Origin of the sequence: Nitrincola alkalilacustris, from assembly GCF_008973755.1 — a bacterium.
Classification (GTDB): Bacteria; Pseudomonadota; Gammaproteobacteria; order Pseudomonadales; family Balneatricaceae; genus Nitrincola; species Nitrincola alkalilacustris.
In genome coordinates, this window is sequence record NZ_WBOM01000004.1 from 165,463 (window position 1) to 190,718 (window position 25,256).

29 protein-coding genes and 1 other RNA gene are annotated in these 25,256 nt (G+C 53.3%); 6 read left to right on the plus strand and 24 right to left on the minus strand.

What is annotated here, in order from left to right:
* Positions 1–8 precede the first annotated feature (8 nt).
* From mraY to rsmI, 9 genes are all read right to left on the minus strand, one after another.
* On the minus strand, positions 9–1,091 hold the full coding sequence (gene mraY / locus F7R27_RS08695; RefSeq protein WP_151703857.1) for a phospho-N-acetylmuramoyl-pentapeptide-transferase: 1,083 nt from the start codon (positions 1,089–1,091) through the stop codon (positions 9–11).
* 3 nt (positions 1,092–1,094) lie between these two features.
* Positions 1,095–2,468, minus strand: a complete 1,374-nt coding sequence (locus F7R27_RS08700) for a UDP-N-acetylmuramoyl-tripeptide--D-alanyl-D-alanine ligase (protein WP_151703858.1) — start codon at positions 2,466–2,468, stop codon at positions 1,095–1,097.
* Positions 2,465–3,958 (minus strand): UDP-N-acetylmuramoyl-L-alanyl-D-glutamate--2,6-diaminopimelate ligase, encoded by a 1,494-nt coding sequence (locus tag F7R27_RS08705; protein WP_151703859.1) that lies wholly within the window; start codon positions 3,956–3,958, stop codon positions 2,465–2,467. Before F7R27_RS08705 ends, F7R27_RS08700 begins: the two co-directional genes overlap by 4 nt.
* Positions 3,955–5,664 (minus strand): peptidoglycan D,D-transpeptidase FtsI family protein, encoded by a 1,710-nt coding sequence (locus F7R27_RS08710; protein ID WP_151703860.1) that lies wholly within the window; start codon positions 5,662–5,664, stop codon positions 3,955–3,957. Before F7R27_RS08710 ends, F7R27_RS08705 begins: the two co-directional genes overlap by 4 nt.
* Positions 5,648–6,046 (minus strand): cell division protein FtsL, encoded by a 399-nt coding sequence (gene ftsL / locus F7R27_RS08715; RefSeq protein ID WP_168927467.1) that lies wholly within the window; start codon positions 6,044–6,046, stop codon positions 5,648–5,650. The genes F7R27_RS08710 and ftsL overlap by 17 nt, the downstream gene beginning before the upstream one ends.
* Positions 6,037–6,975, minus strand: a complete 939-nt coding sequence (gene rsmH, locus F7R27_RS08720) for a 16S rRNA (cytosine(1402)-N(4))-methyltransferase RsmH (RefSeq protein ID WP_151703861.1) — start codon at positions 6,973–6,975, stop codon at positions 6,037–6,039. The genes ftsL and rsmH overlap by 10 nt, the downstream gene beginning before the upstream one ends.
* A 20-nt stretch (positions 6,976–6,995) precedes the next feature.
* Positions 6,996–7,451 (minus strand): division/cell wall cluster transcriptional repressor MraZ, encoded by a 456-nt coding sequence (gene mraZ, locus F7R27_RS08725; RefSeq protein ID WP_151703862.1) that lies wholly within the window; start codon positions 7,449–7,451, stop codon positions 6,996–6,998.
* A gap of 344 nt (positions 7,452–7,795) precedes the next feature.
* An RNA gene (gene rnpB, locus F7R27_RS08730) (RNase P RNA component class A) lies at positions 7,796–8,152 on the minus strand.
* 27 nt (positions 8,153–8,179) lie between these two features.
* Entirely contained in the window at positions 8,180–9,031 is an 852-nt protein-coding gene (gene rsmI / locus F7R27_RS08735) for a 16S rRNA (cytidine(1402)-2'-O)-methyltransferase (protein ID WP_151703863.1), read from the minus strand.
* Between the two features lie 33 nt (positions 9,032–9,064).
* Here rsmI and F7R27_RS08740 point away from each other — a divergent pair, with 33 nt between their 5' ends.
* Genes F7R27_RS08740 through F7R27_RS08755 form a run of 4 tightly spaced genes read left to right on the plus strand, consistent with a single transcriptional unit; the run spans position 9,065 to position 12,427 of the window.
* Positions 9,065–10,891 carry a penicillin-binding protein activator gene (locus F7R27_RS08740; protein ID WP_151703864.1) on the plus strand — a complete coding sequence of 609 codons (1,827 nt, stop codon included), beginning with the start codon at positions 9,065–9,067 and terminating at the stop codon, positions 10,889–10,891.
* 9 nt (positions 10,892–10,900) lie between these two features.
* Positions 10,901–11,251 (plus strand): YraN family protein, encoded by a 351-nt coding sequence (locus tag F7R27_RS08745; RefSeq protein WP_151703865.1) that lies wholly within the window; start codon positions 10,901–10,903, stop codon positions 11,249–11,251.
* An 18-nt stretch (positions 11,252–11,269) separates the two neighbouring features.
* A complete protein-coding gene (locus F7R27_RS08750) occupies positions 11,270–11,857 on the plus strand; it encodes an SIS domain-containing protein (protein WP_151703866.1) in 588 nt (195 codons plus the stop codon).
* Positions 11,858–11,860: 3 nt separating this feature from the next.
* Entirely contained in the window at positions 11,861–12,427 is a 567-nt protein-coding gene (locus F7R27_RS08755; RefSeq protein WP_151703867.1) for a BON domain-containing protein, read from the plus strand.
* Positions 12,428–12,499: 72 nt separating this feature from the next.
* Here the strand turns inward: F7R27_RS08755 and F7R27_RS08760 are convergent, their stop codons facing one another.
* From F7R27_RS08760 to F7R27_RS08820, 13 genes are all read right to left on the minus strand, one after another.
* Positions 12,500–12,976: a ClpXP protease specificity-enhancing factor gene (locus F7R27_RS08760; protein WP_151703868.1), complete on the minus strand. Its 477-nt coding sequence runs from the start codon at positions 12,974–12,976 to the stop codon at positions 12,500–12,502.
* A gap of 30 nt (positions 12,977–13,006) precedes the next feature.
* Entirely contained in the window at positions 13,007–13,639 is a 633-nt protein-coding gene (locus F7R27_RS08765; protein ID WP_151703869.1) for a glutathione S-transferase N-terminal domain-containing protein, read from the minus strand.
* A 91-nt stretch (positions 13,640–13,730) separates the two neighbouring features.
* Positions 13,731–14,498 carry a cytochrome c1 gene (locus tag F7R27_RS08770; protein ID WP_151703870.1) on the minus strand — a complete coding sequence of 256 codons (768 nt, stop codon included), beginning with the start codon at positions 14,496–14,498 and terminating at the stop codon, positions 13,731–13,733.
* Entirely contained in the window at positions 14,498–15,757 is a 1,260-nt protein-coding gene (locus tag F7R27_RS08775) for a cytochrome b (protein ID WP_151703871.1), read from the minus strand. The genes F7R27_RS08770 and F7R27_RS08775 overlap by 1 nt, the downstream gene beginning before the upstream one ends.
* Positions 15,757–16,353: a ubiquinol-cytochrome c reductase iron-sulfur subunit gene (gene petA / locus F7R27_RS08780; protein ID WP_151703872.1), complete on the minus strand. Its 597-nt coding sequence runs from the start codon at positions 16,351–16,353 to the stop codon at positions 15,757–15,759. Before petA ends, F7R27_RS08775 begins: the two co-directional genes overlap by 1 nt.
* Positions 16,354–16,671: 318 nt before the next feature.
* Complete coding sequence (rpsI, locus tag F7R27_RS08785) at positions 16,672–17,064, minus strand: 30S ribosomal protein S9 (protein WP_151703873.1); 393 nt, start codon at positions 17,062–17,064, stop codon at positions 16,672–16,674.
* A 14-nt stretch (positions 17,065–17,078) separates the two neighbouring features.
* Positions 17,079–17,510, minus strand: coding sequence for a 50S ribosomal protein L13 (gene rplM, locus F7R27_RS08790; RefSeq protein WP_151703874.1), 432 nt, complete (start codon positions 17,508–17,510; stop codon positions 17,079–17,081).
* 170 nt (positions 17,511–17,680) lie between these two features.
* The gene (gene zapE, locus F7R27_RS08795; RefSeq protein ID WP_151703875.1) at positions 17,681–18,787 is read right to left on the minus strand and encodes a cell division protein ZapE; all 1,107 of its coding nucleotides are present in this window, start codon (positions 18,785–18,787) and stop codon (positions 17,681–17,683) included.
* A gap of 133 nt (positions 18,788–18,920) precedes the next feature.
* Positions 18,921–19,331, minus strand: coding sequence for an OsmC family protein (locus tag F7R27_RS08800; protein WP_151703876.1), 411 nt, complete (start codon positions 19,329–19,331; stop codon positions 18,921–18,923).
* A gap of 89 nt (positions 19,332–19,420) precedes the next feature.
* Positions 19,421–20,233, minus strand: coding sequence for an indole-3-glycerol phosphate synthase TrpC (gene trpC, locus F7R27_RS08805; RefSeq protein WP_151703877.1), 813 nt, complete (start codon positions 20,231–20,233; stop codon positions 19,421–19,423).
* The gene (gene trpD, locus F7R27_RS08810; protein ID WP_151703878.1) at positions 20,230–21,273 is read right to left on the minus strand and encodes an anthranilate phosphoribosyltransferase; all 1,044 of its coding nucleotides are present in this window, start codon (positions 21,271–21,273) and stop codon (positions 20,230–20,232) included. The genes trpC and trpD overlap by 4 nt, the downstream gene beginning before the upstream one ends.
* Before the next feature lie 26 nt (positions 21,274–21,299).
* Entirely contained in the window at positions 21,300–21,899 is a 600-nt protein-coding gene (locus F7R27_RS08815; protein WP_151703879.1) for an anthranilate synthase component II, read from the minus strand.
* A 150-nt stretch (positions 21,900–22,049) separates the two neighbouring features.
* Positions 22,050–22,778 carry a Crp/Fnr family transcriptional regulator gene (locus F7R27_RS08820; protein ID WP_151703880.1) on the minus strand — a complete coding sequence of 243 codons (729 nt, stop codon included), beginning with the start codon at positions 22,776–22,778 and terminating at the stop codon, positions 22,050–22,052.
* Between the two features lie 319 nt (positions 22,779–23,097).
* Here F7R27_RS08820 and F7R27_RS08825 point away from each other — a divergent pair, with 319 nt between their 5' ends.
* Positions 23,098–23,529 (plus strand): DUF4398 domain-containing protein, encoded by a 432-nt coding sequence (locus tag F7R27_RS08825; protein ID WP_151703881.1) that lies wholly within the window; start codon positions 23,098–23,100, stop codon positions 23,527–23,529.
* Positions 23,526–24,368: an OmpA family protein gene (locus F7R27_RS08830; RefSeq protein ID WP_151703882.1), complete on the plus strand. Its 843-nt coding sequence runs from the start codon at positions 23,526–23,528 to the stop codon at positions 24,366–24,368. Before F7R27_RS08825 ends, F7R27_RS08830 begins: the two co-directional genes overlap by 4 nt.
* Before the next feature lie 107 nt (positions 24,369–24,475).
* Here F7R27_RS08830 and F7R27_RS08835 read toward each other — a convergent pair whose 3' ends face one another.
* Positions 24,476–24,832: a P-II family nitrogen regulator gene (locus tag F7R27_RS08835; protein ID WP_151703883.1), complete on the minus strand. Its 357-nt coding sequence runs from the start codon at positions 24,830–24,832 to the stop codon at positions 24,476–24,478.
* Between the two features lie 10 nt (positions 24,833–24,842).
* Entirely contained in the window at positions 24,843–25,229 is a 387-nt protein-coding gene (locus F7R27_RS08840; protein ID WP_151703884.1) for a CBS domain-containing protein, read from the minus strand.
* Positions 25,230–25,256: the final 27 nt, after the last annotated feature.

Below are 25,256 nucleotides of genomic sequence, written 5' to 3' on the forward strand. Positions count from 1 at the left end.
AACTCCTGCTATCGTATTTTCAAGGTTGCCAGGCCGATCAGCACCAGCACCACTGTTATGATCCAGAAACGGACGATAACGCGGGGTTCAGGCCAGCCTTTGAGTTCAAAGTGATGATGGATCGGTGCCATGCGAAATATTCGCCGCCCGGTCAGTTTGTATGAAGCCACCTGCAGAATCACCGAGATGGTTTCCAGTACAAAGATCCCTCCCATGATCACCAGCACAAGCTCCTGCCTCACTATCACGGCGATGACGCCCAGCACTGCGCCAAGGGCCAGAGCACCGACATCACCCATAAAGACCTGAGCCGGATAGGTGTTGAACCAGAGGAATCCAAGGCCGGCGCCAACAATTGCACCACAGAAGATGATCAGCTCACCTGCCCCCGCCACATAAGGAATATGCAGATAGTTGGCAAACTGTACATGGCCGCTGAGATAGGCGAACACTGCCAGAGCACCTGCCACCATAACGGTTGGCATGATGGCCAGTCCATCCAGCCCATCGGTCAGGTTAACCGCATTGGAGCTGCCGACGATCACGAAATAGGTGAATACGATAAAGAAAATACCCATCTCGATAATGATTTCTTTGAAAAAGGGCACGATCAGTTGCGTTTCGACCGGACTCTGCGCGGTGGCATAAAGCGCAATGGCGGCCCCCAGGCCGCCAACCGACTGCCAGAGATACTTCCAGCGCGCAGGCAGGCCTCGCGGATTTTTTTCCACTACTTTGCGCCAGTCATCCACCCAGCCAACGGCGCCAAACACGATCAAAACACCCAGTGTTATCCACACATAGCGGTTACTGAGATCACTCCATAACAATACACTGATCGCTATCGCCAGTAGAATCAGGCCGCCTCCCATGGTTGGCGTGCCGGACTTGCTCAGATGCGACTGCGGACCATCATTACGCACAGCCTGACCTATCTGCCTGCTACGCAGCATATTGATCAGATAAGGACCAAAGATCAGTGAGATCGCCAGAGCCGTCAGCACCCCCAGAATACCACGCAGGGTGATATAACGGACGACGGTGAAACCGCTGTAAAATTGGGACAGAAACTCTGCCAGCAGTAGTAACATATCTCAGTTTTCCCCGTCTTTAAGCGCGTTCACCACGCGTTCCATACCGGCGCTGCGCGAGCCTTTCACCAGTAATGTGACCGAATCGTTCAGCTCGGTTTTCAAGCGTTTGACTATCTCTTCGCAGCTTGCAAAATGCTCCGCTGCTGCACCTGCGGCCTGCGCAGCACCTTGCAACTCCTGGGTCAGGCTTCCGGTGGTCAGAATCAGATCAAGGCCAGCAATAGCCGCATATTCGCCGGTTGCGGCATGCAGTTGAATGGCATCAGGCCCCAGCTCTGCCATATCGCCAGCTACCAGAATGCGTTTGCCGGGGCGCGAAGCCAGCAGGTCAATCGCCGCCCGCATTGCGTCCGGATTGGCGTTATAGCTGTCATCAATAATCAAGGCTCCTGAAGTCAGTCGAATGGGCTTCATCCGCCCGTTCACCGCCATGCAGGACTCCAACCCCTGCTTGATCTGCTCAAAGGGCAGCCCTGCAGCAATCCAGGCCGCACTCGCTGCTGCGGCATTCGCCACATTGTGCCGGCCCAGCAGATTCAGGGTGATACGCAACTGCTCCTGCTGCCAGCACAGGTCAAAACTGAAGTTACCGGATGCTTCCTGTGTCAGGTTTTCGGCACTTACATCTGCCTCTGAGTTATTCACTCCGAAAGTCACGGCACGCCGCTGTATCTGCAGCAGTTTTTTCAACCATACATCTGCATGCGGATCATCCAGATTCACGATACCCGCACCATCGGCAGGCAGCGCGTCAAAAATTTCTCCTTTCGCCCTGACAATCGCTTCAAGGCTACCGAAACCTTCAATATGTGCGCCCAGAGCATTATTCAGTATGGCCACCGACGGTCTGGTCATGGCGACGGTTTTGGCTATCTCACCAACTTCACTGGCCCCCAGCTCAACCACCGCGCTGAGGTGCTGATTTGTCAATGACAGCAACGTCAGTGGTGCGCCAATCAGGTTATTGAGATTACCTCGCGTAGCCAGTACCGGTCCACGCACGGCAAGCATGCTTGCCAGCATCTCCTTGACTGTTGTCTTGCCACCGCTGCCGGTCACAGCAAACACCCTTCCCTGAAAACGACTGCGATTCAGAGCTCCCGCCTGACCCAGCGCCTTCAGCGTATCCTCAACAATCAGTTGTGGCAGCTCATCTTCCACCTGATGATCAGTTACAGCTGCCACAGCACCCTTGCCTCGCACCTCAGTGACAAAGGCATGACCATCAAAAGTGGGGCCGCGCAACGCAACAAACAGGTCTCCAGCCTGGATCTGTCGGCTGTCGGTACTGATTCGCAGACACTCGACATCCGCGCCGACGAGTCTGGCATTCAAAGCCTGCGCCAAGGCTGATAGTCTCCAGTCACCGATCATGACGCTGCCCTCCGGCGTAAGGCTGCCAATGCATACTTCTGATCACTGAAGGGGTGACGCTTCCCGTGAATTTCCTGATAATCCTCATGCCCCTTACCTGCAATCAACACAATATCGTCACTGCTGGCCTGCATCACAGCCATCTCGATCGCTTTGGCGCGATCCACTTCAACCTTAAAGGATGCACTTGCCGGTATGCCGGCGACTATCTGAGTCAGAATCTGATCAGGTGACTCTGTTCGAGGGTTATCACTGGTCACAACAAGCTGATCAGCCAACTCTGCCGCGATGCGTCCCATCTCTGGCCGTTTGCCAGCGTCTCGATCACCTCCGCAACCAAAAACACACCAGAGCTGCCCCTTGCCACTTTTATGAACACTCAGTGCTTTCAGTGCCTGATACAGGGCGTCCGGCGTATGAGCATAGTCAATCAGTACTGTCGGCTCATCAACCTGATAAGCAACCCTCTCCATGCGCCCCGCGACTGCCGTGACACCAGCCAGTGCGATGGAGATCTCATCTGCACGATACCCCATCAGACCAAGCACACCTGCCACCAGCAACAGGTTGCTGATGTTGTAGCGTCCGATCAATGCTGTTTCAAAAGCGACCGGACCCCAGGGCGTTTTGAAACTCAAACGCATACCCGTTGCCGCCAGTGACATGTCAATGACATTCAGATCAGCCGATGGATGTTCAATACCATAGGTCAGCAACTGGTCTGCCACGGCTGCCGCACTTTTTGCCAACATGGCACCGAAAGGGTCTTCCAGATTGACGACCTGCAGAGGAACCTGCTTATCCAGAAACAGTTTCGCCTTGGCAGCGCCATAGGCCTGCATGTTCTGATGATAATCAAGATGGTCGCGACTGAGGTTGGTAAAGGCTGCCGCCGTGAAACGAATACCCGCCACACGCTCCTGATCCAGCGCATGGCTGGATACTTCCATAACAACGCAGTCTGCGCCCTGATCTTTCAGCTCTGACAGTAACTGGTGCGCCCTGATCGCATCCGGTGTCGTATGTGTGGAGGGCTGCAGCTTCTGTGGAAAGCCATTGCCTATCGTTCCGATAACGGCACAGTGCTTGCCGAGACGATTAAGCGCCTGTGCCAGAAAGTGGCTGCATGAGGTTTTACCATTCGTACCTGTGACCCCGATAACACTCATTACCGGTTCTGCATCCGTTTCATAATAGCGTCTGGCTGCATCTCCGATAATCACATCCAGTTCCGATACCGGAATCACTGGAATACTGCTTGTCTGGCCACTCCACTCCAGCCTGTCAGCAACAGCCGCTACCGCACCTTTTTCGGCCGCCTCTTTGATAAAATCCGTCCCACGATGATGTGCTCCGGAGCGGGCAAAGAAAAGATCGCCCGGGACCACTTCGCGACTATCCTGAGTCAGACCGCTGACAGCAATGCTGGCCTGCTTTCCAGTTACACCCGGAATAAGGTCAGTCAATAGCATATTTTTGCGGATACTCATCGTCTGGCCACCTCTCTCCTGTCTGCAGGCCAGTTATCCGGGGCGACATTAAGCAGTCTCAACGCACCTGAGGCGACACGTGAAAAAATCGGCGCCGCAATTTCGCCACCGTAGTACTCTTTACCCTTAGGGTTATCGACCATGACGGCGATAACGATACGCGGATCAGATACCGGAGCAACACCTGCAAATACAGCGATGTATTTGTCTCTGATATATCCGGAAGGCCCTATTTTGTGCACCGTACCTGTCTTGCCAGCCACTCGATAACCTTGGACTGCAGCACGGCGCGCCGTACCGGCAGGACCTATCACCGTTTCCATCATATCCAGTACCGTATCCCCCAGCCCCTCAGGCATGATGCGGGTTCCGGTGACCTGATCTGTTTTCAGCAGGGAGATGGGACGAGCGATGCCATCTGTCGCCAGAGGCAGATAAGCCTGAGCCAGCTGCAAGGGGGTGACAGAGAGACCATAACCATATGACATGGTAGCCCGCTCAACCACCTGGCGTTCAGCCAAAAAGGGCAAGTGACCACTGCGCTCACCGGGAAAACCGGATGTTGTGACCTGCCCCATTCCCATATTGCTGAGCAGGCTTCTCAGTCTGTCTGGTTCCATATCCAGGGCCAGTCTGACCGAACCCACGTTACTGGATTTGGTCACAATACCGGTCATATCCAGCTTTCCATAATTGCGATGGTCACGCACGGTGGCACTGCGCACCCGCATAAACCCTGGTGTGGTATCGATTACTGAATCAACCTGATATTTTCCTGTCATCAGAGCGGCAGCGACAGTGATTGGCTTAATGGTGGAGCCAGGCTCAAACAGATCAGTGACTGAGCGATTACGCATCGCATCGCTGGTACGACGGGCACGATCATTAGGGTTATAGGAGGGTTGGTTGACCATCGCCAGAACTTCACCGGTATGGACATCCAGAATGACCACCGAACCTGAATCCGCACCATGCGATTCAACGGCTGACTTCAGCTCGCGATAAGCCATGTATTGCAGACGCAGGTCGATACTGAGCTGAAGATCACGCCCCGGCTCAGGGTCCTGAATGGAACGAATGTGGCGTATGGTTCTGCCGACGCGATCACGCATCACCAATTTACGCCCGTTCTCACCCTGCAAGGCATCATTATAAGCCAGCTCAAGCCCTTCCTGGCCTTCACCGTCAACATTGGTAAAACCAACCAGATGCGCCGTCACCTCACCTGCCGGATAATAGCGTTTGTATTCACGATCGACATGCACACCGGGAATATTCAACGCCTGAACCTGCTCAGCCAATTCGGGCGTCACCTGACGGCGCAGATAGAGAAAGCGCCGATCATTGTTCTCTAGCAACCGGTTACTCAGATCATCACGCTTGATATCAAGAATCTGGGACAGTCGATTAAGGTGAGGATGCTGAAAATCTGTCATTTTGGGATCAACCCATATGCTGGCAACCGGCGCGCTGACTGCCAGAGGCTCACCATGTCGATCAGTGATCAAGCCACGATGGGCCGGAATCAGCATGGTGCGCAGGCTTCGCGCGTCGCCTTGGCTCTGCAGAAACGCCTGGTCCACAACATAGAGCGATACCAGCTTCACGGAAACAGCCGATATGATCAGAGCAAGCAGGGCAAAAACAAGCCAGAGCCGCCAACTGCGCGCCACCTGTGCCTGTATGTTTTCAGTTTTGCCGCTCATCTCTGATTATCTCAATCTGTTTGTGTTCCGGTATCAACATCCCCAGGTCTTGTCTGGCCTTGTTCTCTATTCGGTTATGCCCAGCCCAGACACTTTGCTCAAGCAGCAACTGCCCCCACTCAATCTGCATCTCATCCCATTGGTAAACCAGCACCTGATGATCATTGAATAACCGTCGATAATCGTATGCCGACTGCACCACCATCAACGCACTCACCAGCAACAAGACAGCAAGTATCAACAGCAGCATGGCAGGCCTGAACAGGTCTGCGCCGGTCAACATCCGAAGCTCAGATGTACTGTCGGTTGTCTGCCTGGATGCAGCCACGCGCTCAGCTTTCTGTTCCTCTCGCCCTGTGAAAAGACGTTTGATCACGCGCATTTCACCGCCGCCCGCATCACTGCACTGCGTGCCCTGGGATTGGCATTCACTTCCGCCTGACTCGGCTTGATTGCCTTGCTGCTTGCTTTCAACCGGATCCGCAGCATCTCATCCGTGTATGGCATGCCTTCCGGGAGATGCTCATTGCCTTTTACATGCTTGCGAATGAAACGCTTGACGATGCGATCCTCCAGCGAATGAAAACTGATTACAACCAGCTTGCCGCCGATCGCCAGCACCTCCAGGGCCTGCTCAAGACACTGCTCCAGATCATCCAGCTCATGATTGATAAAGATTCGAATACCCTGAAATGCACGTGTAGCTGGATTCTTGCCCTTCTCCCAGCGCGGATTGGCATCAGTGATGATCTGCGCCAGACGACCGGTTGTCATGATAGGGCTCTGTTGACGCGCCTCAACAATCGCTTTTGCCATCCGGCGCGAAAACCGCTCCTCGCCATAGGTGTACATCACATCGGCAATCTCTTTTTCAGACGCACGATTGATCCATTGCGCTGCACTTTCTCCGACAGTTGTATCCATCCGCATATCCAGCGGCCCATCCTGGGCAAAGCTGAACCCTCTTTCAGGATCATCCAGCTGCGGAGAGCTGACACCAAGGTCCAGCAACACGCCATCGACCTTCCCCACCGACCCGTGTTGCTGAACAAACTCCTGCAGACGCGCAAATGAACCATGCTCTATTACAAAACGCTGTTCCCCTTCAAAAACAGCTTGTGCATGACTCAGCGCCTGCAGGTCCTTATCGATAGCGAGCAACCTCCCATCGGACTCCAGCTCTGCCAGAATCCGACGGGCATGCCCTCCCCTTCCAAAGGTGCCATCCACATAGAAGCCTGACCGATTAACGATCAATTCAGCTACTGCTTCTTCGAGTAGCACTGTGGTATGACTGTACTGGTTGCTCATCCGCTATCAACCGCAAACAATTAAAGTGAGAGTGACAACATCTCATCAGGAATAGTGTCTGGCGACCCAACCTCCTTCAGATAGTCATCCCTGGTCTGATTCCAGAGCTCCTCGCTCCAGATCTCAAACTTCCTGCCCTGCCCCAGCAAAACAACCCGTTTATCAAGCGATGCATAGTCACGCAAGGGAGATGGCAACAGCATTCGACCGCTACCGTCCAACTCGATATCCGTGGCATGACCGATCAGCAAGCGCTTGAGACGAACCGCCGCCGCATTAAAACTGGGTAACGCATCAATCTTTGCCTGAATCTCTTCCCAGTCAGGCAATGGATATAACAGCAGACAAGGTGACTGGGCATCGATAGTGGCGACCATCTGGCCAGCACAATAGGCTGCTATCGACTCGCGATAGCGCGATGGCATGGCCATCCTGCCTTTTGCATCCAGATTGATCGGATTCACTCCGCGGAACATTGTATCCCACCTTGCCTCAGATTTTTACCACTTTGACCCACTTTTACCCACTATCACACACTATAGAAATTAACCAAGGGCAATGCAAGGCAGGAACGACTGATATCAGACATATTAAGAGGGGGCGCAGCAGCCAACATGATTCAGGCTCATGGGCAATCAAGCTCCACCGCAGAAGTAGCAATATTAATCAGGAGGTTACAACGCGCGAATCGAAAGGCTTTTCAAGATACTGTTATCAACATGAAGAAATAGACACAACCCTGAATCAGGCCTGCACAGGGACTGAAACCTGTTTACCCTCGCAGCGGTTACCGCGAAAGCAAACAGGATCATCAAGAAATAGCGGGAGCCCGCCTGTAAGCCGGGTTTTGTCGAGGACAATCATTCATCTAGGACGCATGTCACCATACGCCTCAAGCAACCTACCCGGACCCGACGTGGGCCACGCCTTAAGGGTCCCTATTTGGTCTTGCTCCGAGTGGGGTTTACCATCGCCGTGGAATGTTACCACCCACGCGGTGCGCTCTTACCGCACCCTTTCACCCTTACCGTGACTCCGAAGAGCCCTTAGGCGGTCTACTCTCTGCTGCACTTTCCGTCGGCTCACGCCGCCCAGACGTTATCTGGCACTCTGCCCTGTGGAGCCCGGACTTTCCTCCCCTCTGCAAAAGCAGAGCGGCGATTGTCTGGCAAACTCCCGGGGCGAAGAATACCAGCAACCGCCCTCAGCGCAAAGCGCTCTGTGACACCAACCAGTCATAAATCTGCTTTTTCTTAAGCCCAGTGATGCTGGCCGCCAACCCGGCGGCCTGTTTCGGCGGCAACTCCTCTGCCAACAGTCGCGCAATGCGCTCGGCCTCCGCATCCAACACCTGAGGCAAGGAATCGGAACGGGTAGCACCATGCAACAGTACAACAAACTCACCCCGTTGCTGATTGGTATCGGCATTTACCCAATCACACAGCTGCGCAAGGGTACCGCCCTGTATGGTTTCAAACGTTTTGGTCAGCTCACGCGCGACCACAGCCTGGCGATCATCGCCATAGACCTCACGCATCATGGCAAGACTATCCACGATACGATGTGTGGACTCATAGAAGATCAGAGTTGCGGTTTCAGCAAGATGCTGCTCCAACTGCTTACGCCTCATGCCCGGCTTGGACGGCAGAAAGCCACAGAACAGAAAACGATCAGACGGCAGGCCGGATACGCTCAGCGCAGCAACAAATGCACAACAACCAGGCACAGGAGACACCTTGAACCCTGCATCTCTGACACGCTTGACCAGCACATAACCCGGGTCTGAAATCAGCGGCGTGCCAGCATCCGAAACCAGCGCAAGGCTCTTGCCTTCGGTTAAATACTGAACTATCTGCAAACTTCTTGCGTCCTCATTATGATCATGGACTGAAATCATAGGGACTTTAATGTTAAAGTGCGCCAGCATACGACCGGTATGCCGGGTATCCTCAGCTGCGATATAATCTACGCTGCTCAGAATACTGAGGGCACGGGGCGACAGGTCATCAAGGTTGCCAATCGGTGTGGCTATGACATATAAAACTGGATCCGACATCACATTACCATCCGCTTGCGGGTGTCAGAGTATATGATGAATAGAGTACGCTTGTCTTTTGCTTTAATACTGATCACCATTTTTGTGGCGGGGTGTACCCCTTCGCCTAAAGTACCGCCTCGCACGGCAATCCCGGCACAGGACAGTATTGTGGCCCTGTTGCGAGCCGCCGAGGAATCCCCCCCCATACGCGCAGCAGAGTTACGTGTAGAGGCAGCAAGACGCCTGGTGGATCAGGGGCGCCATGAAGACGCTGTTGCAGCGCTTGATCAGGTAGACACCCGCAGCCTACCCCCTTCACTGGCCTTTGAAGTATCACGACTGCGCGCCTCTTCATCCCTGGAGCGCCAGGATGGCAGTCGCGCACTGCAGTACCTCGACTGGGCTCAGCTGCCACCCAGCATGGATCCCGCACAGGCCGTTGAACTGGCTGAACTTCGCGCCGATGCCTATGAGCAGCAGGATGATCCTTTATCCGCATTGCGCGAGCTGATCATCAGCAGCCAACTGGAGATAGATCACTCCACACGGCTTTATCTGCATGAGCGCATCTGGCGTGAGCTGACCCAGCTCAACCCCAACTTGCTGGACAGTGCCGTGCGTGATCAGCGTAACGGCTATCATGAACAGGGCTGGTTCGAACTGGCACAGACCATGGCCAGCCGCCGTGACCATACCGGCCAGATGGAAGCGCTGGAGCAGTGGCAGATATTGTGGCAGGGCCATCCAGCTGCCATTGAGCCACCCCAGCTGCTGACAGGCATGCAACCCTCGCCCTCAATGGCTCTGCTGCCGACACCCGCACAGCACGGTGGGCGCATTGGCCTGCTGCTGCCTTTTTCCGGTCAACTGAGCCAGGCAGCAACCAATATAAGTGAAGGTTTCATAACAGCCATGCAGACCCAGGGAACAGGCTTCCCGCAGCCTCATCTGCTGATGCTGGACTCAGCACAGATCAGCACGCCGGAACAGCTCTTCGCGGTTGCTCAGCAACAACAGCTGAATCTGATCATAGGCCCACTGGATCGCAGCTTCGTCAACGCCATTGCACAGCAACCCTTCCACCCGGTCCCGGTACTTGCCCTGAATCAGGCAGATCCCGGACCCAGCATGCCCTATCAACTAGACCTGTCTTCAGAACAGGAAGCGATAGAGGTGGCCGAGCGGGCGTTTCGTGATGGTCACCGCAGCATACTGATCATCACACCAAGTGCCGCCTGGGGTGACAGACTGGAGCGGACATTCACTCGTCACTTTGAGTCACTGGGCGGCAGAGTGGCAGGCAGTCTGCGTGCCGATACCAGCGCCAACCTCTCTGGCCAGATCAGTTCACTGGTGGCCACAGATCCGAGACAGCAAAGCTCAATTGCCCTGCGTATCCGTCAGGGAGAGAAGATAGAACCCGAAGAACGACGCCGCCAGGATGTTGATGCGATTCTTCTGGCTGCCAGCCCGCAGGACGCCAGACAGATTCAACCGATGCTGGCTTACCATTATGCCGGCGACATACCCATCTATGCGACTTCACACCTGTATGATGGCCAGCCAGACAGAACAAGAGACACCGATCTGAACAATATTCAGTTCACCGATCTACCCTGGCGAATCAGAGAGCCGAGCCCGACGCATCAGGCAATGCGTGCAGCACGCACCTCCCTCTACGATGATCTGGGCAAGCTGTATGCGCTGGGTGCCGATGCCTACACCCTCTTCCCCTATCTGCAGCAACTGGCATCAACACCCGGCAGCTATATTGAAGGTGAAACCGGCCGCCTGAGCCTGGATCAGCAAAACCGCATAGTGCGCACCCTCCCTTGGGCTATATTCAGAAATGGAATACCACAACCACTTGATTATTGAGAGAAATTCATGGATAGAATTGCTATCGGCACGGATGCCGAAGAACGCGCAACCCTGTGGCTACAGGAGCAGGGGTTGGTACTGCTGCAGAAAAATGCACGCTGCCGCCTCGGCGAGATAGATCTGATCATGCGGGATGAGCAGACGCTTGTTTTCGTAGAGGTGCGACAAAGACGCAGTCGAGCCTATGGCGGTGCAGCCGCTTCAGTGGATTGGCGCAAGCAGCTGAAGATCATACGGACCGCCCGCTATCTGATTGCCGGCAACCCGCGCTGGTCTTCACTGACATGTCGCTTCGACGTAATCGCTTTTGAAGGAGATCAGGAGCCGGTATGGTATAAGGATGCCTTCCGTGCCTGACCTGTGGAAACCGAGTTGATGGAATTACAAGACAGAATCATAAATCAATTTCATAACGCAATGGAGGTGAATGCTCAGACCATCGAGCAGAATACAGCCCTTATTGCGGCAGCGGGTGAACTCCTGCTGCACTGCCTGGTCAGTGAGAACAAGGTACTCTGTGCAGGCAATGGCGCATCTGCAGCCCTGAGCCAACACTTCAGCGCGTTGCTGATAAACCGTTATCGGCACGAGCGCCCCGGATTACCCGCACTCTCACTCAGTGCGGACAGCGCCACGCTGAGTGGTATCGCTGAGGACAGCGGTTTTGCTGACATCTACTCGAAACAGATCAGAGCATTTGGACAGCCTGGGGACATACTGCTGGCCATATCACCCGATGGACGCGCAGCCAGCCTGGTTCAGGCCATTCAGGCAGCGCATGATCGCGGTATGCTGGTAATTGCACTGACCGGTGCCGACGGTGGAAACATGACCGCTCTGATGCAACCCGACGAGATAGAGATATGCGTCCCCTCCACCGACGAGATAGCAGTGCACGACGCTCATCAACTGATACTGCACTGCCTGTGTGACCTGATCGATTATCAATTATTTGGAGCCTGAGCCATGAAAAAAACCCTGCCCTTGCTGCTGTTGCTGTGCGCTTTCATTACCGGCTGCTCAACCATTGTCAGCAGCACCCGGGAAACCCCGATTGATGAACACGAAGGCAGACGAACCATCGGTAACTTCATTGAAGACAATTCGATTGAGTTCAAGGTCAAGGTCAATATCAACAAGGGGTCTCAGGCACTGGCAGACTCAAACATCAGCGTTAACAGCTTCAATCGCCAGATCCTGCTTACCGGCCAGGTGCCCAACGAGCGGGTCAAGGCAGAAGCGGCTGAAGTGGCCAGCCAGGTCCGCGAAGTTCGCAAGATCCATAACGAGCTGGAAATTGCTGGACCGACTTCGATGATGATCCGAGCCAATGACACCTATCTCTCAGGACGGGTCAAGGCACAGCTTCTGGCAGATCGTAATACGGAAGGGATGCGCATCAAGGTGGTAACCGAGAACAGTACCGTCTACCTGATGGGATTAGTGACTCCTGCAGAAGCCGATATCGCGGTTGAAGTTGTACGCTCAATCGTCGGTGTACGCAAGATTGTGAAAGTGTTTGAGTATATCTGATTGGCAAGAGATCGGAACGAGATCCCGGGGTAGCCAGAACAGCAGCCCGGGATTGCAAGAAAATCAGAGTCGTTATTTGACAATTTTCAATGATGGCGGCTTGGACTTGCCCCCCTTACCAGCCTTGGTACCTTTTGCCGGGACCACGCCACTTGGCCCCTTGGATTTCGGTGGCCCAGGTGGTTCAGGCGACTCAGACGGCACCTCGGTCTGAGCAACCGATGTCAGCAGATCTGCACCCGGCTCCATGCCAAACACCATCCCCATGCCATTCTCACGCGCATAGATCGCCACAATGGCGGCCACAGGCACAAAAACATTCATCGGTACGCCACCAAAGCGCGCATTGAATGAAATTGCATCATGCCCAAGCAACAGATCCCTGACCGCACCATAGCCGATATTCAGAACAATCTGATCATTCTGAATAAACTGTACAGGTACCAGAACTCCCTGCATCCTGGTATCGACAGCTATATGCGGCGTCATATCATTGTCAGTGATCCATTGATGCAATGCCTGCAACAGGTATGAACGGCTTGGTGTCATTAACTCTACCCTGATATTCCGATTACTGTGTCAGTCACGCATTTCACGCTCAGCTTCCGACAGGCTTGCCTGGAAAGACTCACGCTCAAAAAGACGTTTCATGTATGCCAGCAGCGGTTTGCACTGCGCTTCAGGCAAATCAATGCCCATCACCTGCAGACGCCACAGTAAAGGCGCAATACAGCAATCCACCAGCGTAAACTCATCACTCATGAAGAACGGCTTGTCAGCAAAGATAGGCGCAATGGAAACCAGACTGTCGCGCAGCTCCTTGCGTGCCCGCTCCAGGGTTTCATCATCAGCCTGCCCTGTCAGCAATATATCCGCATGCACACACCAGTCACGCTGTATGCGATACATGAACAGACGACTGTCAGCTCTGGCCACCGGATACACTGGCAGCAGAGGGGGATGAGGAAAACGCTCATCCAGATATTCCATCATCACACCAGGCTCATAGAGCACCAGATCTCGATCCAGCAGTGTCGGCAAAGTGTTATAAGGATTCAGCCCGACAAGATCTTCAGGCATATCTTCCACTTTACAGTCCACAACATCAACAGCAACGCCTTTTTCCGCCAGCACAATGCGGACACGATGGCTGTATTGATCATCACCATCAGAAAAAAACGTCATGGAAGAACGCTTAGCCACAACACCCATCGAATTACCTCATAATGTATCAGGTACAAAAACAAAAAAGCTACGCGACCCTTGCGGATCGCGTAGTACATTTACCGCCCCATTTCTGGTATCAGTGAATATCTTTCCAGTACTCACGCTTCAACGCATAGGCAAACACGAAGAAGATAGCCAGGAAGATTAACACATAAAGGCCAATTCGTTCAGAATCCATTCTGGTTGGTTCACCAACATAGGTCATGAAGTTAACCAGATCATAGATCGCCTGATCAAACTCCTGCTCCGAAAGACTACCCGTATCAGGCTGCACCGTCAGACACTGCCCCATGCGCTTACCGGTCAGAGGATCAACTGTGCCCTTGTTGCCCTTTTCCAACTCTTCCATTGTGCAGCTGTTGATGACGACACCCTGCAGGTCTTCAAGCACATTCGGCATACCGACATCGGTAAACAGTGCATTGTTGACACCCCATGGGCGGGAGTCATCACGATAAAAAGTACGCATATAGGTGTAGAGCCAGCGAGAGTTGCGTACGCGGGTTAGGTTTGTCAGATCTGGCGGTGGAGCACCGAACCATCCTGCCGCATCCGACTTATCCATAGAGATGGTCATCAGGTCGTTAATGCCATGCTCACCCAGAATCAGATACTCCTCCATCAGATCCTCAGGAATACCCAGGTCATCAGCGGTACGGGCAAAACGCTGGTACTCCAGAGAATGACAGCCCATGCAGCGGTTGACATACAAAGCCATTCCTCGCTGCAGTGACTCCTGATCACGCAGATCGGCCTTGAAGCTGTCCAGCGGATAGTTGCTGGCGGCAGCGGAGGCCAGAGCCGGCACAAGTGCCAGCAATAAAACCAACAGATATTTTTTCATTAGCCTGTCACCCTTTCCGGAACCGGTTTAGTCTTTTCCATCCTGGTGTAGAAAGGCATCAGGATGAAGTAGGCGAAATACAGCACGGTACAGATCTGCGCCACAGCGGTGCGCAGGTCAGTTGCCGGCAATGCACCCAGAACACTGAGAATGACAAAGCTGATGGCAAAGATGACCAGGAATATACGGCTGATATTACCCTTGTAGCGCATTGACTTCACCGGACTGCGGTCAAGCCATGGCAGCACAAACAGAATAGCAATCGCTGCACCCATGACCACAACGCCCCAGAACTTGGCATCCAGACCGAAGAGCGGGAAGGTTACCGCACGCAGCATCGCGTAGAAGGCTGTGAAGTACCAGACAGGCGCGATGTGGTCAGGCGTTTTCAGCGGGTTGGCCGGCTCGAAGTTCGGCGCCTCAAGGAAGTAACCACCCCCTTCAGGGAAGAAGAAGAGTACGATCGAGAAGACAAACAGGAATACCGCAACACCTGCAATATCCTTGACTGTGTAGTAAGGATGGAAAGGGATACCATCAAGCGGCACGCCATTGGCATCCTTCTTCTCTTTGATTTCGATACCATCAGGGTTATTGGAGCCCACTTCGTGCAGCGCAATAATATGCAGCACCACCAGCGCAACGATGACCAGAGGCAGCGCAATGACATGCAGCGCAAAGAAGCGGTTCAGTGTGATACCGGATATCAGATAATCACCCCGAATCCACTGCTGCAGATCGGGACCGATCACAGGAATGGCACCAAACAGTGACACGATAACCTGCGCACCCCAGTAAGACATCTGACCCCATGGCAGCAGATAGCCCATGAAAGCCTCTGCCATCAGCAGCAGGTAGATGGTCATACCGAAGATCCACACCAGCTCACGCGGCTTCTTGTAGGAGCCATAGAGCAGACCACGGAACATATGCAGATAGATGACAACAAAGAATGCTGATGCACCGGTTGAGTGCATGTATCGCAGCAGCCATCCATACTCGACATCACGCATGATGTATTCAATGGACGCAAAGGCACCTTCCGCTGAAGGATTGTAGCTCATGGTCAGCCAGATACCGGTCAGGATCTGATTGACCAGCACCAGCAGTGCCAGTGAACCAAAGAAATACCAGAAGTTGAAGTTCTTTGGCGCATAGTATTTGGATAGATGATCTTCCCACATCTGAGTGGCCGGGAAACGGTCATCGATCCAGCGCATCAGGCCACTTTCTGCTTTACTACGATTAGGATTTCCCATTACGTGTTCTCCTGATCTATACCGATGACCAACGTGTTGTCATCTTCATACGAATGGGGTGGGATAACCAGATTGGTTGGCGCAGGCTGAGCTCTGTATACGCGACCTGACAGGTCGAAACGCGAACCATGGCAAGGACAGAAGAAGCCACCCAGCCACTCACTTCCCAGATCAGCAGGTGCAATCTCTGGACGATAAGTTGGAGAGCAACCCAGGTGAGTACAGATACCCACGACCACCATGATTTCAGGCCTGAGTGCACGAGCCGCTGTTTTCGGGATATAGTCAGGCTGCTCGGATCTGTCGGATTCCGGATCGGCAACACGATCGTTCAACTGATCCAGGTTGGCCAGCGCCTCTTCGGTACGCCTGACGATCCAGACCGGACGACCTCGCCACTCAACAATCATCTGCTGACCAGGCTCGAGTTTACTGATATCAGCCCTGGCAGGGGCACCCGCAGCTCGCGCCTTGGCACTGGGGTGCCAAGAGGCCACGAACGGGACAGCTACCCCTACAGCGCCGACCGCACCCAGTGCAGACGTGGCACCTACGAGGAGCCGACGCCGGCCCTTATTCACGCCGTCATTGCTCATTCACTTCATCTCCACTCATTCGACAGTTTTTTCTGCTACAGAACAGAAGTCCGCCGCCAGTATTTAAACCCACAAAAAATCGGATTCTTCAAATGGCGCAAATAGTAATGAAAATACCCATTTTATACAAGGCATAAAGCCGCAGACCTTAGACCAAGAAACCAGAAAAGTCACACCGGAAACCAGTAACCGCAAGGGCTTGAGCTGCTGACTGATAAATTACTCCGCTTTTGGTAAGGCGAAAAAAAACCCGAAACCTGTACGGGCTTCGGGCTTTTTTGCCAGCGCTTGACACAGGCAGCCATGGCTGCCGGGCAATTAACGCTTGGAGAACTGTGGACGCTTACGTGCTTTACGCAGACCGACCTTCTTACGCTCGACCATACGGGAGTCACGTGTCACGAAACCAGCCTGACGCAGCACGCCACGCAGGTTTTCGTCATATTCCATCAGCGCACGGGTGATACCGTGACGGATAGCACCGGCCTGACCGAAGCTGCCACCACCTGCAACAGTGATCAGCATATCCATCTTGCCGTTCATTTCAGTCAGTTCCAGCGGCTGCATGATGATCATGCGCGCGGTTTCACGACCGAAGTATTCTTCCATAGTGCGCTGGTTGATAGTGATTTTGCCTGTACCTGGACGCAGGAAGACGCGAGCAGTAGAGGTTTTGCGACGGCCTGTGCCGTAATACTGAGTGATTGACATTTTTCGCCTTCCCCTTAGATGTTCAGTTCTTTAGGTTGCTGAGCCTGATGCGGATGCTGATTGCCCGCATAAACTTTCAGCTTGGAGTACATGGCACGACCAAGCGGGCCCTTCGGCAGCATACCTTTCACAGCCAGCTCAATTGTGCGCTCTGGGAAAGTCTGAATCATCTTGTTGAAGTTGGCTTCTTTAAGACCACCAGGGAAGCCGGAATGACGGTAGTACATCTTGTCATTACGCTTGTTACCAGTCACATGTACTTTTTCGGCATTGACGATAACGATGTAGTCGCCGGTATCAACATGTGGAGTAAATTCTGGCTTGTGCTTGCCACGCAGACGGCGTGCAACTTCTGTCGCCAGACGACCAAGAGTTTTACCCTCGGCATTGATCACGTACCAGTCGCGCTTCACATCGGCTGGCTTGGTGCTAACAGTTGTGCTCATTTGAAATCACCTTAACTCGTTAGGCCTCTTCACGCGCAGAGCGACGATCACAGCCTACCTTATAGTTATTTGTTGCCTGCCTTCTTGCAGCCAACGTTTACACCCCTCAAATCAGGGAGCGCAGATTATACTCATCTCTTTTACAAAAAACGAGTATAAAATCGAATAAATTATGCTCTATGCTCACGCGCCAGATATTCGTGCGACTGCATTTCCAGCAATCGACTCTTGGTACGCTCGATTTCGAACGACAAACGCCCTTCAGTATAGATCTCGTGGATCGGAACTGCTGCAGAAATGATCAACTTTACCCCACTGTCGTAAAATTCATCGACCAGATTGATGAAGCGCCGAGCTGCATCATCATTGCTGCGCCCCAGCTGCGGTACATTACTGAGCAGCACCTCATGGTACAACCTGGAGAGTTCAATATAGTCATTCTGCGAGCGCGGCCCTTCACACAGCTCACTGAAATCAAACCAGATCACATCCTCGCACTCACGCCTGCACAGTATCTGGCGACCATTCACCTCTACTGCCTTGCGCTCAACCACAGCACTCAGATCAGGCGCCAGACTTTCGAAACTTTTGTTCAGACTGACATCCGCCTTTTCATCCAGTGGATAATGATAAAGCTCCGCCTGCTGCAGCACTCTCAGGCGATAGTCTATGCCACCATCAACATTCACCACCTCGGTATGTCGATTCAGCAGCGCAATGGCAGGCAGAAAGCGCGCACGTTGCAGACCATCCTTGTACAGACCATCAGGCACAATATTGGATGTCGCGACCAGCACCACACCATTATTGAACAACTGCTCCATCAAGCCGCCAAGAATCATGGCGTCGGTGATATCGGACACGAAGAACTCATCAAAGCAGATGATGCGCGCCTCTTTGGCGTACTTATGCCCTATCTCCACCAGAGGATTCTTAGTCCCTTCGAGCTGCTTCAGCTCCTGATGCACACGCTGCATGAAGCGGTGAAAATGGGTACGGATCTTGCGCTCAAACGGCAGACTCTCGAAGAAGGTATCCATCAGATAAGTCTTGCCGCGACCGACCCCACCCCAGAAGTACAACCCCTTGATTGGCTCAGTCTGGACTTTTCTGAACTTGCCACTGATCCGCTGTATCAGACTGGGAACAGGCGAGTTATCCGTTGCAATCAGCTCATCATAAAGACGCTGCAAGTGCTTGACCGCCACTTCCTGGGTCGGGTCATAGGAGAAATCATCTCTTTCCAGATCCTTTCTATATCGCTCTAACGGAGTCATAGCCTGCCGAAGCCCTCTGCCTGTTCGAAAATCAAGCGCGCACTTTACTGTGCATTTCTTTCAGACGCAATGCGACGAACATCCAGCAGAACCCTGCCACCAGACACTGTTCACACTTGCATCGAACAGCATATCAGGCATCCGCTTCGCAAATTTCAAAGTCATGGGTGATCACCACACCGCCCCGCTCCAGCATCAAGGATGCCGAGCAGTACTGTTCAGCAGACAACTGAACCGCGCGACTGACCTGAGCTTCCTTCAGATTGCGTCCGGTCACAACAAAATGGATATGAATAGAGGTAAAGACAGCCGGCACGGTATCGGCACGCTCTGAACTGATCTCTGCCACACAATCAACGACATCCTGGCGTGACTTCTTCAGAATAGAGATCACATCATAGCTGGTGCAACCACCCAGCCCCAGCAGCATCAGTTCCATCGGGCGGGGACCCGCCTTCTGCTCACCATCGATCATGACATCAAAGCCGGTACCGCTGGTGCCGACAAATCTCAGATCACCATCCCATTTGATAGTCGCTTTCATCAGTATTCTCTTCGTATTTTAGTAATAAGAGCTGTTCCAGTGGATAAGCACCACACCTATTCAGCGTGAAAACATCCGAGAAAAAAATATCAGAGCGAAAACAGCTCTCTGAGCTTCTCACCCGGCTCATCGGCACGCATGAAGGCTTCGCCAACCAGAAATCCGTGCACATTACGTGCTCGCATGGCGCTGACGTCATCTGAGGTGACGATGCCACTTTCAGTCACAACCACACGATCGGCCGGGATCAACGGCAGCAGATCATAGGTATTACTGAGGCTGACATCAAAGCTGTGCAGATCACGGTTGTTGATCCCGATCAGGCGGGTACCGAGCGGCAGAATGCGCATCAACTCCTCTTCGGTATGCACCTCAATCAACACATCCATACCCAGCTCGTGAGTCAGCGCCGTCAGTGATGATAGTTGCTCATCATTCAGAGCTGCCACAATCAGAAGAATACAGTCGGCGCCCAGTACCCGCGCTTCGAGAATCTGATATGGATCAACAATAAAATCCTTGCGGATCACCGGCAGATGACAGGCAGCACGCGCCTGTTGCAGATAGGCATCGCTACCCTGAAAAAAGTCGACATCGGTCAGTACCGACAGGCAACTGGCACCGCCCTGCTCATAGCTGCGAGCGATCGCGGCCGGATCAAAATTTTCGCGGATCACACCTTTGGAAGGACTGGCCTTTTTGGCTTCGGCAATAATACCGGGACGTCCCTGCTCAATACTTCGAACCATCGCATCGACGAAGCCCCTTGGGTCGGTATCGCCGCCTTTCTGGGCCTCGATCTGCTGCCTCAGCGCCTGGGCGGAAACCCGAGCCGAGCGCTCTGCCACTTCCTGCTGCTTGCGCGCAATGATTTTCTTCAGAATTGTCGGTGTATCGCTCATTTTCCGGCCTGTAAAAATTGCTGACTGAACTGTGCCAGCTGTTTCATTTTTGCTGCTGCTGCACCTGATTCGATCACCTCGACCGCCCTGGCAACACCCGCCTTATGACTATCAGCCACACCCGACAGCCAGATTGCTGCTCCGGCATTCAGTGCAATGATCGAGGCGGCTTTTCTTGCAGCGCGCTCATCACTGCCATCCAGCGCCTTGCGAATCAAAGCCAGAGAGTCCTCCACACTGTCGACCTCAAGCCCGATCAGACTCTGACTCTCAATACCCAGAGCCTCAGGCGTGACCGTGTATTCGGTGATAAACCCATCTTTCAACTCAGCGACATGAGTGTGCGTGGCCAGACTGATCTCATCCAGACCATCATCAGCATGCACCACCATGACATGCTCGGCCCCGAGCTGATGCATCACTTCGGCCATCGGGCGGCACAACTGTTCGGTAAACACGCCGATCACCAGATTTTTCACGCCTGCAGGGTTGGTCATCGGTCCGAGAATATTGAAAATAGTACGCATGCCCAACTGTTTGCGCGGGCCTATGGCATGCTTCATCGCACCATGGTGACTCGGAGCGAACATGAAGCCTACGCCCACCTCATCTATGCAACGCGCAACCTGATCCGAGTCCACTCCCAGATAGACACCGGCCGACTCCAGCAGGTCGGCACTGCCACTGTTGGATGACACCGCACGGTTGCCATGTTTAGCCACATTGGCACCCGCCGCAGCGGCAACAAAGGCACTGGCAGTGGATACATTGAACAGATTCGCCCCATCCCCACCAGTACCGACAATATCAACCAGGTGAGATGCACTCACCTTGACTGGTGTCGCCAGCTCACGCATCACCTGTGCAGCGCCGGTGATCTCATCTATGGATTCGCTTTTCATGCGCAGCCCGACAAGGAATCCGGCAATCTGCGCTTCAGAGCACTGCCCCGTCATCACCTGCCGCATCACATCGACCATCTCGGATCGACTGAGATCTATATGCTGTACCACACGGTTCAGCGCTTGCTGTATGTTCATCTGATCTTACTCCAGTCAGTCTGATCTCAAGCCACAGCCAGTGTGCGCCTGATAAAATTATCCAGTAGTTCATGCCCCTGCCGTGTGAGAATCGACTCAGGGTGAAACTGTACGCCTTCGATCGCAAGCGTTTTATGGCGAATACCCATGATCTCGTCCTTCTTGCCCTCGGGTGTCTGAGTCCAGCAGGTTACCTCAAGGCACTCGGGAAGAGTTGTCGCATCTATAATCAGCGAATGATAGCGCGTCACTTCAAGCGGATTCTCAAGCCCGGCAAACACCCCCTTCCCATGATGCCACACCAGAGACGTTTTGCCATGCATCACCTGCCTGGCACGGATTACCTTTGCGCCGAATGCCTGCCCGATAGCCTGATGCCCCAGACAAACACCCAGGATGGGAATCTTACCCGAAAAATGCGTGATGGAGGGAATTGAGATACCCGCCTGATCCGGCGTACAGGGACCGGGGGATATGACCAGATAATCCGGAGAGAGGGCCTCTATGGCCTCAAGTGACAACTGATCATTACGATGGACAAGAACCTCTTTACCCAGCTCCCTGAAGTACTGCACCAGGTTATAGGTAAAGCTATCGTAATTATCGATCATGAGTATTTTTGACATTACACCCTCATATACAGCTGCCGGATAAAGTCGCTTTGTATACAGGGCATAAATAAATCAGCGTATTACGTATATGAGCCCGCCCAGCATAGTCCCATATCTAAGTTCCATATCTAGGCGGCATTCTAACATAGGCAAAGGGCTTGCCGTCTACTCATCCGACGGGCTGTGGAAGTAAGGCAGCAGGCGATCAGTCTCTCTTCTCACCACCTCATAGCACTCACAACAGAGCTCTTCTAGCCTGGGACGATCCAGCACTGTGATATCGCCTCGTTTGTAATGGATGACCCCCAGCTTTTGCAGACGACCAGCAGCCTCTGTCACGCCTTCACGGCGAACACCCAGCATGCTGGCGATCAGCTCCTGAGTCATGGTCAGATGATTGTCAGGCAGACGATCAATCGACATGAGAAGCCAACGGCACAACTGCTGATCAATGGAATGGTGGCGATTACAGACCGCAGTCTGCGCCATCTGGGTAATCAGGGACTGGGTATAGCGCAGCATCAGGTTGTGCAACTGACCATGGAGGTTGAACTCATCTTTCAGGATCTGACTGCGCAATACAAATGCTGAGCCGGCACCCTGCACGACAGCACGACTGGGTGTGCTGAACCCGCCCAGAAACAGAGAGACACCCACAATGCCTTCGTTTCCCACAACAGAAATCTCTGCCGATGAACCGTTCTCCATGACATAAAGCAAAGAGACTATACAGTTGGTAGGGAAGTACACATTCCGCAAGGTATCGCCTGACTCATACAACACCTCACCCAGAGCAAGAGATACCGGCCTGAGATGCGGAAACAAACGCTGCTGCACTTCTTCAGGCAAGGCAGCCAGAAGTCGGTTGTCAGTGGGCAATACTGGATCATTCATGTGGTAACGCCTTTATTCAGCCCCAGAATCATGGCCAAAACTGGATATATGAGTTTTTTGCATTCGGTAGCCAGAAGCCGACCAGTATAGTCCACAAAGACATGTGCCAATGTGCGCTACCGAACATACTCTACACATACCCCTTCCACCGAGTCTCCCTGAAGCTAAAAAAACTGCTTGGTTCGATACCGTACCGACAAGGCTACTACGCCCGGCTAATGTAAGACGACTGCTCAGTATCATCGCCAGTGATGATTCCGGCTGACCCACGAGTCCACGGATAACTGAGATCACTCAGAAAACAACGAGGCATATCATCATGATCCATGCTCACCAAACCTCTTTACCCCTGAACTTTTTACCCCTTCAAGTCAGCAGGTCAGTCCCGAAGCTGGCAATAATCCTTGCCGGTACAGTATTGCTCTCTGCCTGCGCATCATCACCTGAAGCCCCCACTCAGTCACTTCACGCTGCCCAGCAGGCGATCACAACAGCCGAGCAGGCAGGCGTAGCAGACTATTCATCCATTGAGCTGAGCACAGCACGGGCAAAGCTCGCGGCAGCGCACACGGCTGTTAAGCATGAAGAGATGGTTCGCGCTAAACGGATGGCCGAAGAAGCCTTTGTCAGCGCCAAGTTGGCCACAGCCAGAGCGGAAGAGCTCAAGGCCGAAGAGGTCAATGCGCAGATGAAAGCGAGTACAGAAACCTTGAAAGTCGAAATGCGTCGTAATACAGGACAACAGCAATGACCACTAAGCGCTTCAACCTCAAATTGATGACTACCAGCATAGTCGCATCAATCATGCTCACCGCATGCGCAACCACTCAAGCGCCTGATGGCGCAGCTGATGTACGTGGAAAACTGAACCGGTTGCAAGCCAATCAAGAGCTGGCAAGCCGCGCACCTGCCGCGCTCCAGGAAGCTGAAGTAGCTGTTCGCCTGGCAGAAACACCGGAGAGAAACAGAGAGCTGATCACGCACAGACTGGTGATGGCTGATCAAAAAATTGATATCGCAGCAGCCTTGGGACAAGCCCGGCTATATGAAGATCAGCGTGCCGAATTGATCAGAGAAAGTGAGGCTGCACGCCTGGACTCTCGGACCAGAGAAGCCGATCAAGCGAATCTCGATGCATCACTGGCTCGCGAAGATGCAGGTAAGGCGCGGCTGGAAGCCACCGAGCTACAGCGCCAACTGGATGAGCTGAAAGCGCAGGAAACGGATCGAGGTATCGTCATCACCCTTGGGGATGTACTGTTTGCCACAGGCCGATCAGAGCTCACTGGAGCATCCAATGCCCACCTTGCCAAACTCGCCAGATTTCTCAACCAGTATCCAGACCGCACCGTGGTCATAGAGGGACATACGGATAATGTTGGCAGTGAGGGCTCGAACTTCAGCCTGTCACAGAACCGCGCCCTGTCTGTGCAAGCGTTTCTTCTTCAACATGGAGTAGCAAGTAATCGGCTTCGCACGGTACCTATGGGTCAGGGATCTCCTGTCGCCAGCAACGACTCGGCAACGGGTCGTCAACAGAACCGTCGTGTCGAAGTGATCATTGAGAATAATACGCTGACTACCCGATAACTCAACGCTTAAGCATTAAGCCGGGAGCTCTATAGTCTGGAGCTCTCGGGCCCCTCCTGCCTCATGGCAGCCGATAGCTGCTGTACCGAACTCAGCCAGCAGCTCCATCACCCACCCACAGGTGGCGGATAACTGGCCTCCAGAGCCTTGATATGCTCCGACAGGCCTAACGCCTTCTCAACATCTATCTGCAACGCTACCCCGGTACCCAGACTCTCATCCAGCTCACCGGCCTTTACAATCGCTTTCATCACCTGATCCACTCGACGGCTTTCGGCCAGAATCAGTAATACATCACGCGGATTGAGTATTTCAAGCCCCAGAATCCCGATCGCTTTCTGCAACCCCTGCCCGCGTGCATTGGTGATGATTGTTGAACCAGTTGCTCCTGCCTGACGGGATGCATCCAGCACCACATCGCGCTTATCCTCATCCACAAACACCATGATCAGCTTGAAATCCATAACGCCCCCGTTATTCTATCTTTTTCAGCAACTCTTCCATGATGTCATCCATCGAAATGAAACCCACCAGATCATTATCATTAAGCACCAGAAGACGCTTCAGCCTGTGCTGACTCATGATCGCCGCGACATGCTTGACCGCCAGACTCTGCCCAACCGAGAGTGTCGGTTTGGCACAGATGTCATAGACATTGAGCAGATCAATATCTCCATCTTCCGCGATCACGGTTTTCAGGATATTGGTATAGGTGATCAGGCCATAGGCATCATGCGGGTTGGTGCGCTCCACAACCAGAGACTTCAGCCCATGTCGCTTCATCATGCTCAAGGCTTCGCGCAGCTTGGCGAAGGGGGAGATGGTAACCACATCTGTTACCATAAGGTCTTTCACTAACATGGATAACTCCTGTTCCTGTTACTGGCT

Bases quoted from the DNA above. Each gene is read 5' to 3' on its own strand.
- ftsL (WP_168927467.1), bottom strand. From the start codon at position 6,046: ATGCGCGTGATCAAACGTCTTTTCACAGGGCGAGAGGAACAGAAAGCT.
- F7R27_RS08765 (WP_151703869.1), bottom strand. From the start codon at position 13,639: ATGGGTGTTGTGGCTAAGCGTTCTTCCATGACGTTTTTTTCTGATGGT.
- F7R27_RS08710 (WP_151703860.1), bottom strand. From the start codon at position 5,664: ATGAGCGGCAAAACTGAAAACATACAGGCACAGGTGGCGCGCAGTTGG.
- petA (WP_151703872.1), bottom strand. From the start codon at position 16,353: ATGAGCAATGACGGCGTGAATAAGGGCCGGCGTCGGCTCCTCGTAGGT.
- F7R27_RS08760 (WP_151703868.1), bottom strand. From the start codon at position 12,976: ATGACACCAAGCCGTTCATACCTGTTGCAGGCATTGCATCAATGGATC.
- F7R27_RS08770 (WP_151703870.1), bottom strand. From the start codon at position 14,498: ATGAAAAAATATCTGTTGGTTTTATTGCTGGCACTTGTGCCGGCTCTG.
- F7R27_RS08705 (WP_151703859.1), bottom strand. From the start codon at position 3,958: ATGAGTATCCGCAAAAATATGCTATTGACTGACCTTATTCCGGGTGTA.
- trpC (WP_151703877.1), bottom strand. From the start codon at position 20,233: ATGAGCGATACACCGACAATTCTGAAGAAAATCATTGCGCGCAAGCAG.
- F7R27_RS08835 (WP_151703883.1), bottom strand. From the start codon at position 24,832: ATGGATTTCAAGCTGATCATGGTGTTTGTGGATGAGGATAAGCGCGAT.
- F7R27_RS08840 (WP_151703884.1), bottom strand. From the start codon at position 25,229: ATGTTAGTGAAAGACCTTATGGTAACAGATGTGGTTACCATCTCCCCC.
- mraZ (WP_151703862.1), bottom strand. From the start codon at position 7,451: ATGTTCCGCGGAGTGAATCCGATCAATCTGGATGCAAAAGGCAGGATG.
- trpD (WP_151703878.1), bottom strand. From the start codon at position 21,273: ATGAACATACAGCAAGCGCTGAACCGTGTGGTACAGCATATAGATCTC.
- F7R27_RS08800 (WP_151703876.1), bottom strand. From the start codon at position 19,331: ATGAAAGCGACTATCAAATGGGATGGTGATCTGAGATTTGTCGGCACC.
- F7R27_RS08820 (WP_151703880.1), bottom strand. From the start codon at position 22,778: ATGAATGATCCAGTATTGCCCACTGACAACCGACTTCTGGCTGCCTTG.
- F7R27_RS08700 (WP_151703858.1), bottom strand. From the start codon at position 2,468: ATGATCGGTGACTGGAGACTATCAGCCTTGGCGCAGGCTTTGAATGCC.
- F7R27_RS08755 (WP_151703867.1), top strand. From the start codon at position 11,861: ATGAAAAAAACCCTGCCCTTGCTGCTGTTGCTGTGCGCTTTCATTACC.
- F7R27_RS08740 (WP_151703864.1), top strand. From the start codon at position 9,065: ATGATGAATAGAGTACGCTTGTCTTTTGCTTTAATACTGATCACCATT.
- rpsI (WP_151703873.1), bottom strand. From the start codon at position 17,064: ATGTCAATCACTCAGTATTACGGCACAGGCCGTCGCAAAACCTCTACT.
- F7R27_RS08775 (WP_151703871.1), bottom strand. From the start codon at position 15,757: ATGGGAAATCCTAATCGTAGTAAAGCAGAAAGTGGCCTGATGCGCTGG.
- mraY (WP_151703857.1), bottom strand. From the start codon at position 1,091: ATGTTACTACTGCTGGCAGAGTTTCTGTCCCAATTTTACAGCGGTTTC.
- F7R27_RS08745 (WP_151703865.1), top strand. From the start codon at position 10,901: ATGGATAGAATTGCTATCGGCACGGATGCCGAAGAACGCGCAACCCTG.
- rplM (WP_151703874.1), bottom strand. From the start codon at position 17,510: ATGAGCACAACTGTTAGCACCAAGCCAGCCGATGTGAAGCGCGACTGG.
- zapE (WP_151703875.1), bottom strand. From the start codon at position 18,787: ATGACTCCGTTAGAGCGATATAGAAAGGATCTGGAAAGAGATGATTTC.
- F7R27_RS08750 (WP_151703866.1), top strand. From the start codon at position 11,270: ATGGAATTACAAGACAGAATCATAAATCAATTTCATAACGCAATGGAG.
- rsmI (WP_151703863.1), bottom strand. From the start codon at position 9,031: ATGTCGGATCCAGTTTTATATGTCATAGCCACACCGATTGGCAACCTT.
- rsmH (WP_151703861.1), bottom strand. From the start codon at position 6,975: ATGAGCAACCAGTACAGTCATACCACAGTGCTACTCGAAGAAGCAGTA.
- F7R27_RS08815 (WP_151703879.1), bottom strand. From the start codon at position 21,899: ATGTCAAAAATACTCATGATCGATAATTACGATAGCTTTACCTATAAC.
- F7R27_RS08825 (WP_151703881.1), top strand. From the start codon at position 23,098: ATGATCCATGCTCACCAAACCTCTTTACCCCTGAACTTTTTACCCCTT.
- F7R27_RS08830 (WP_151703882.1), top strand. From the start codon at position 23,526: ATGACCACTAAGCGCTTCAACCTCAAATTGATGACTACCAGCATAGTC.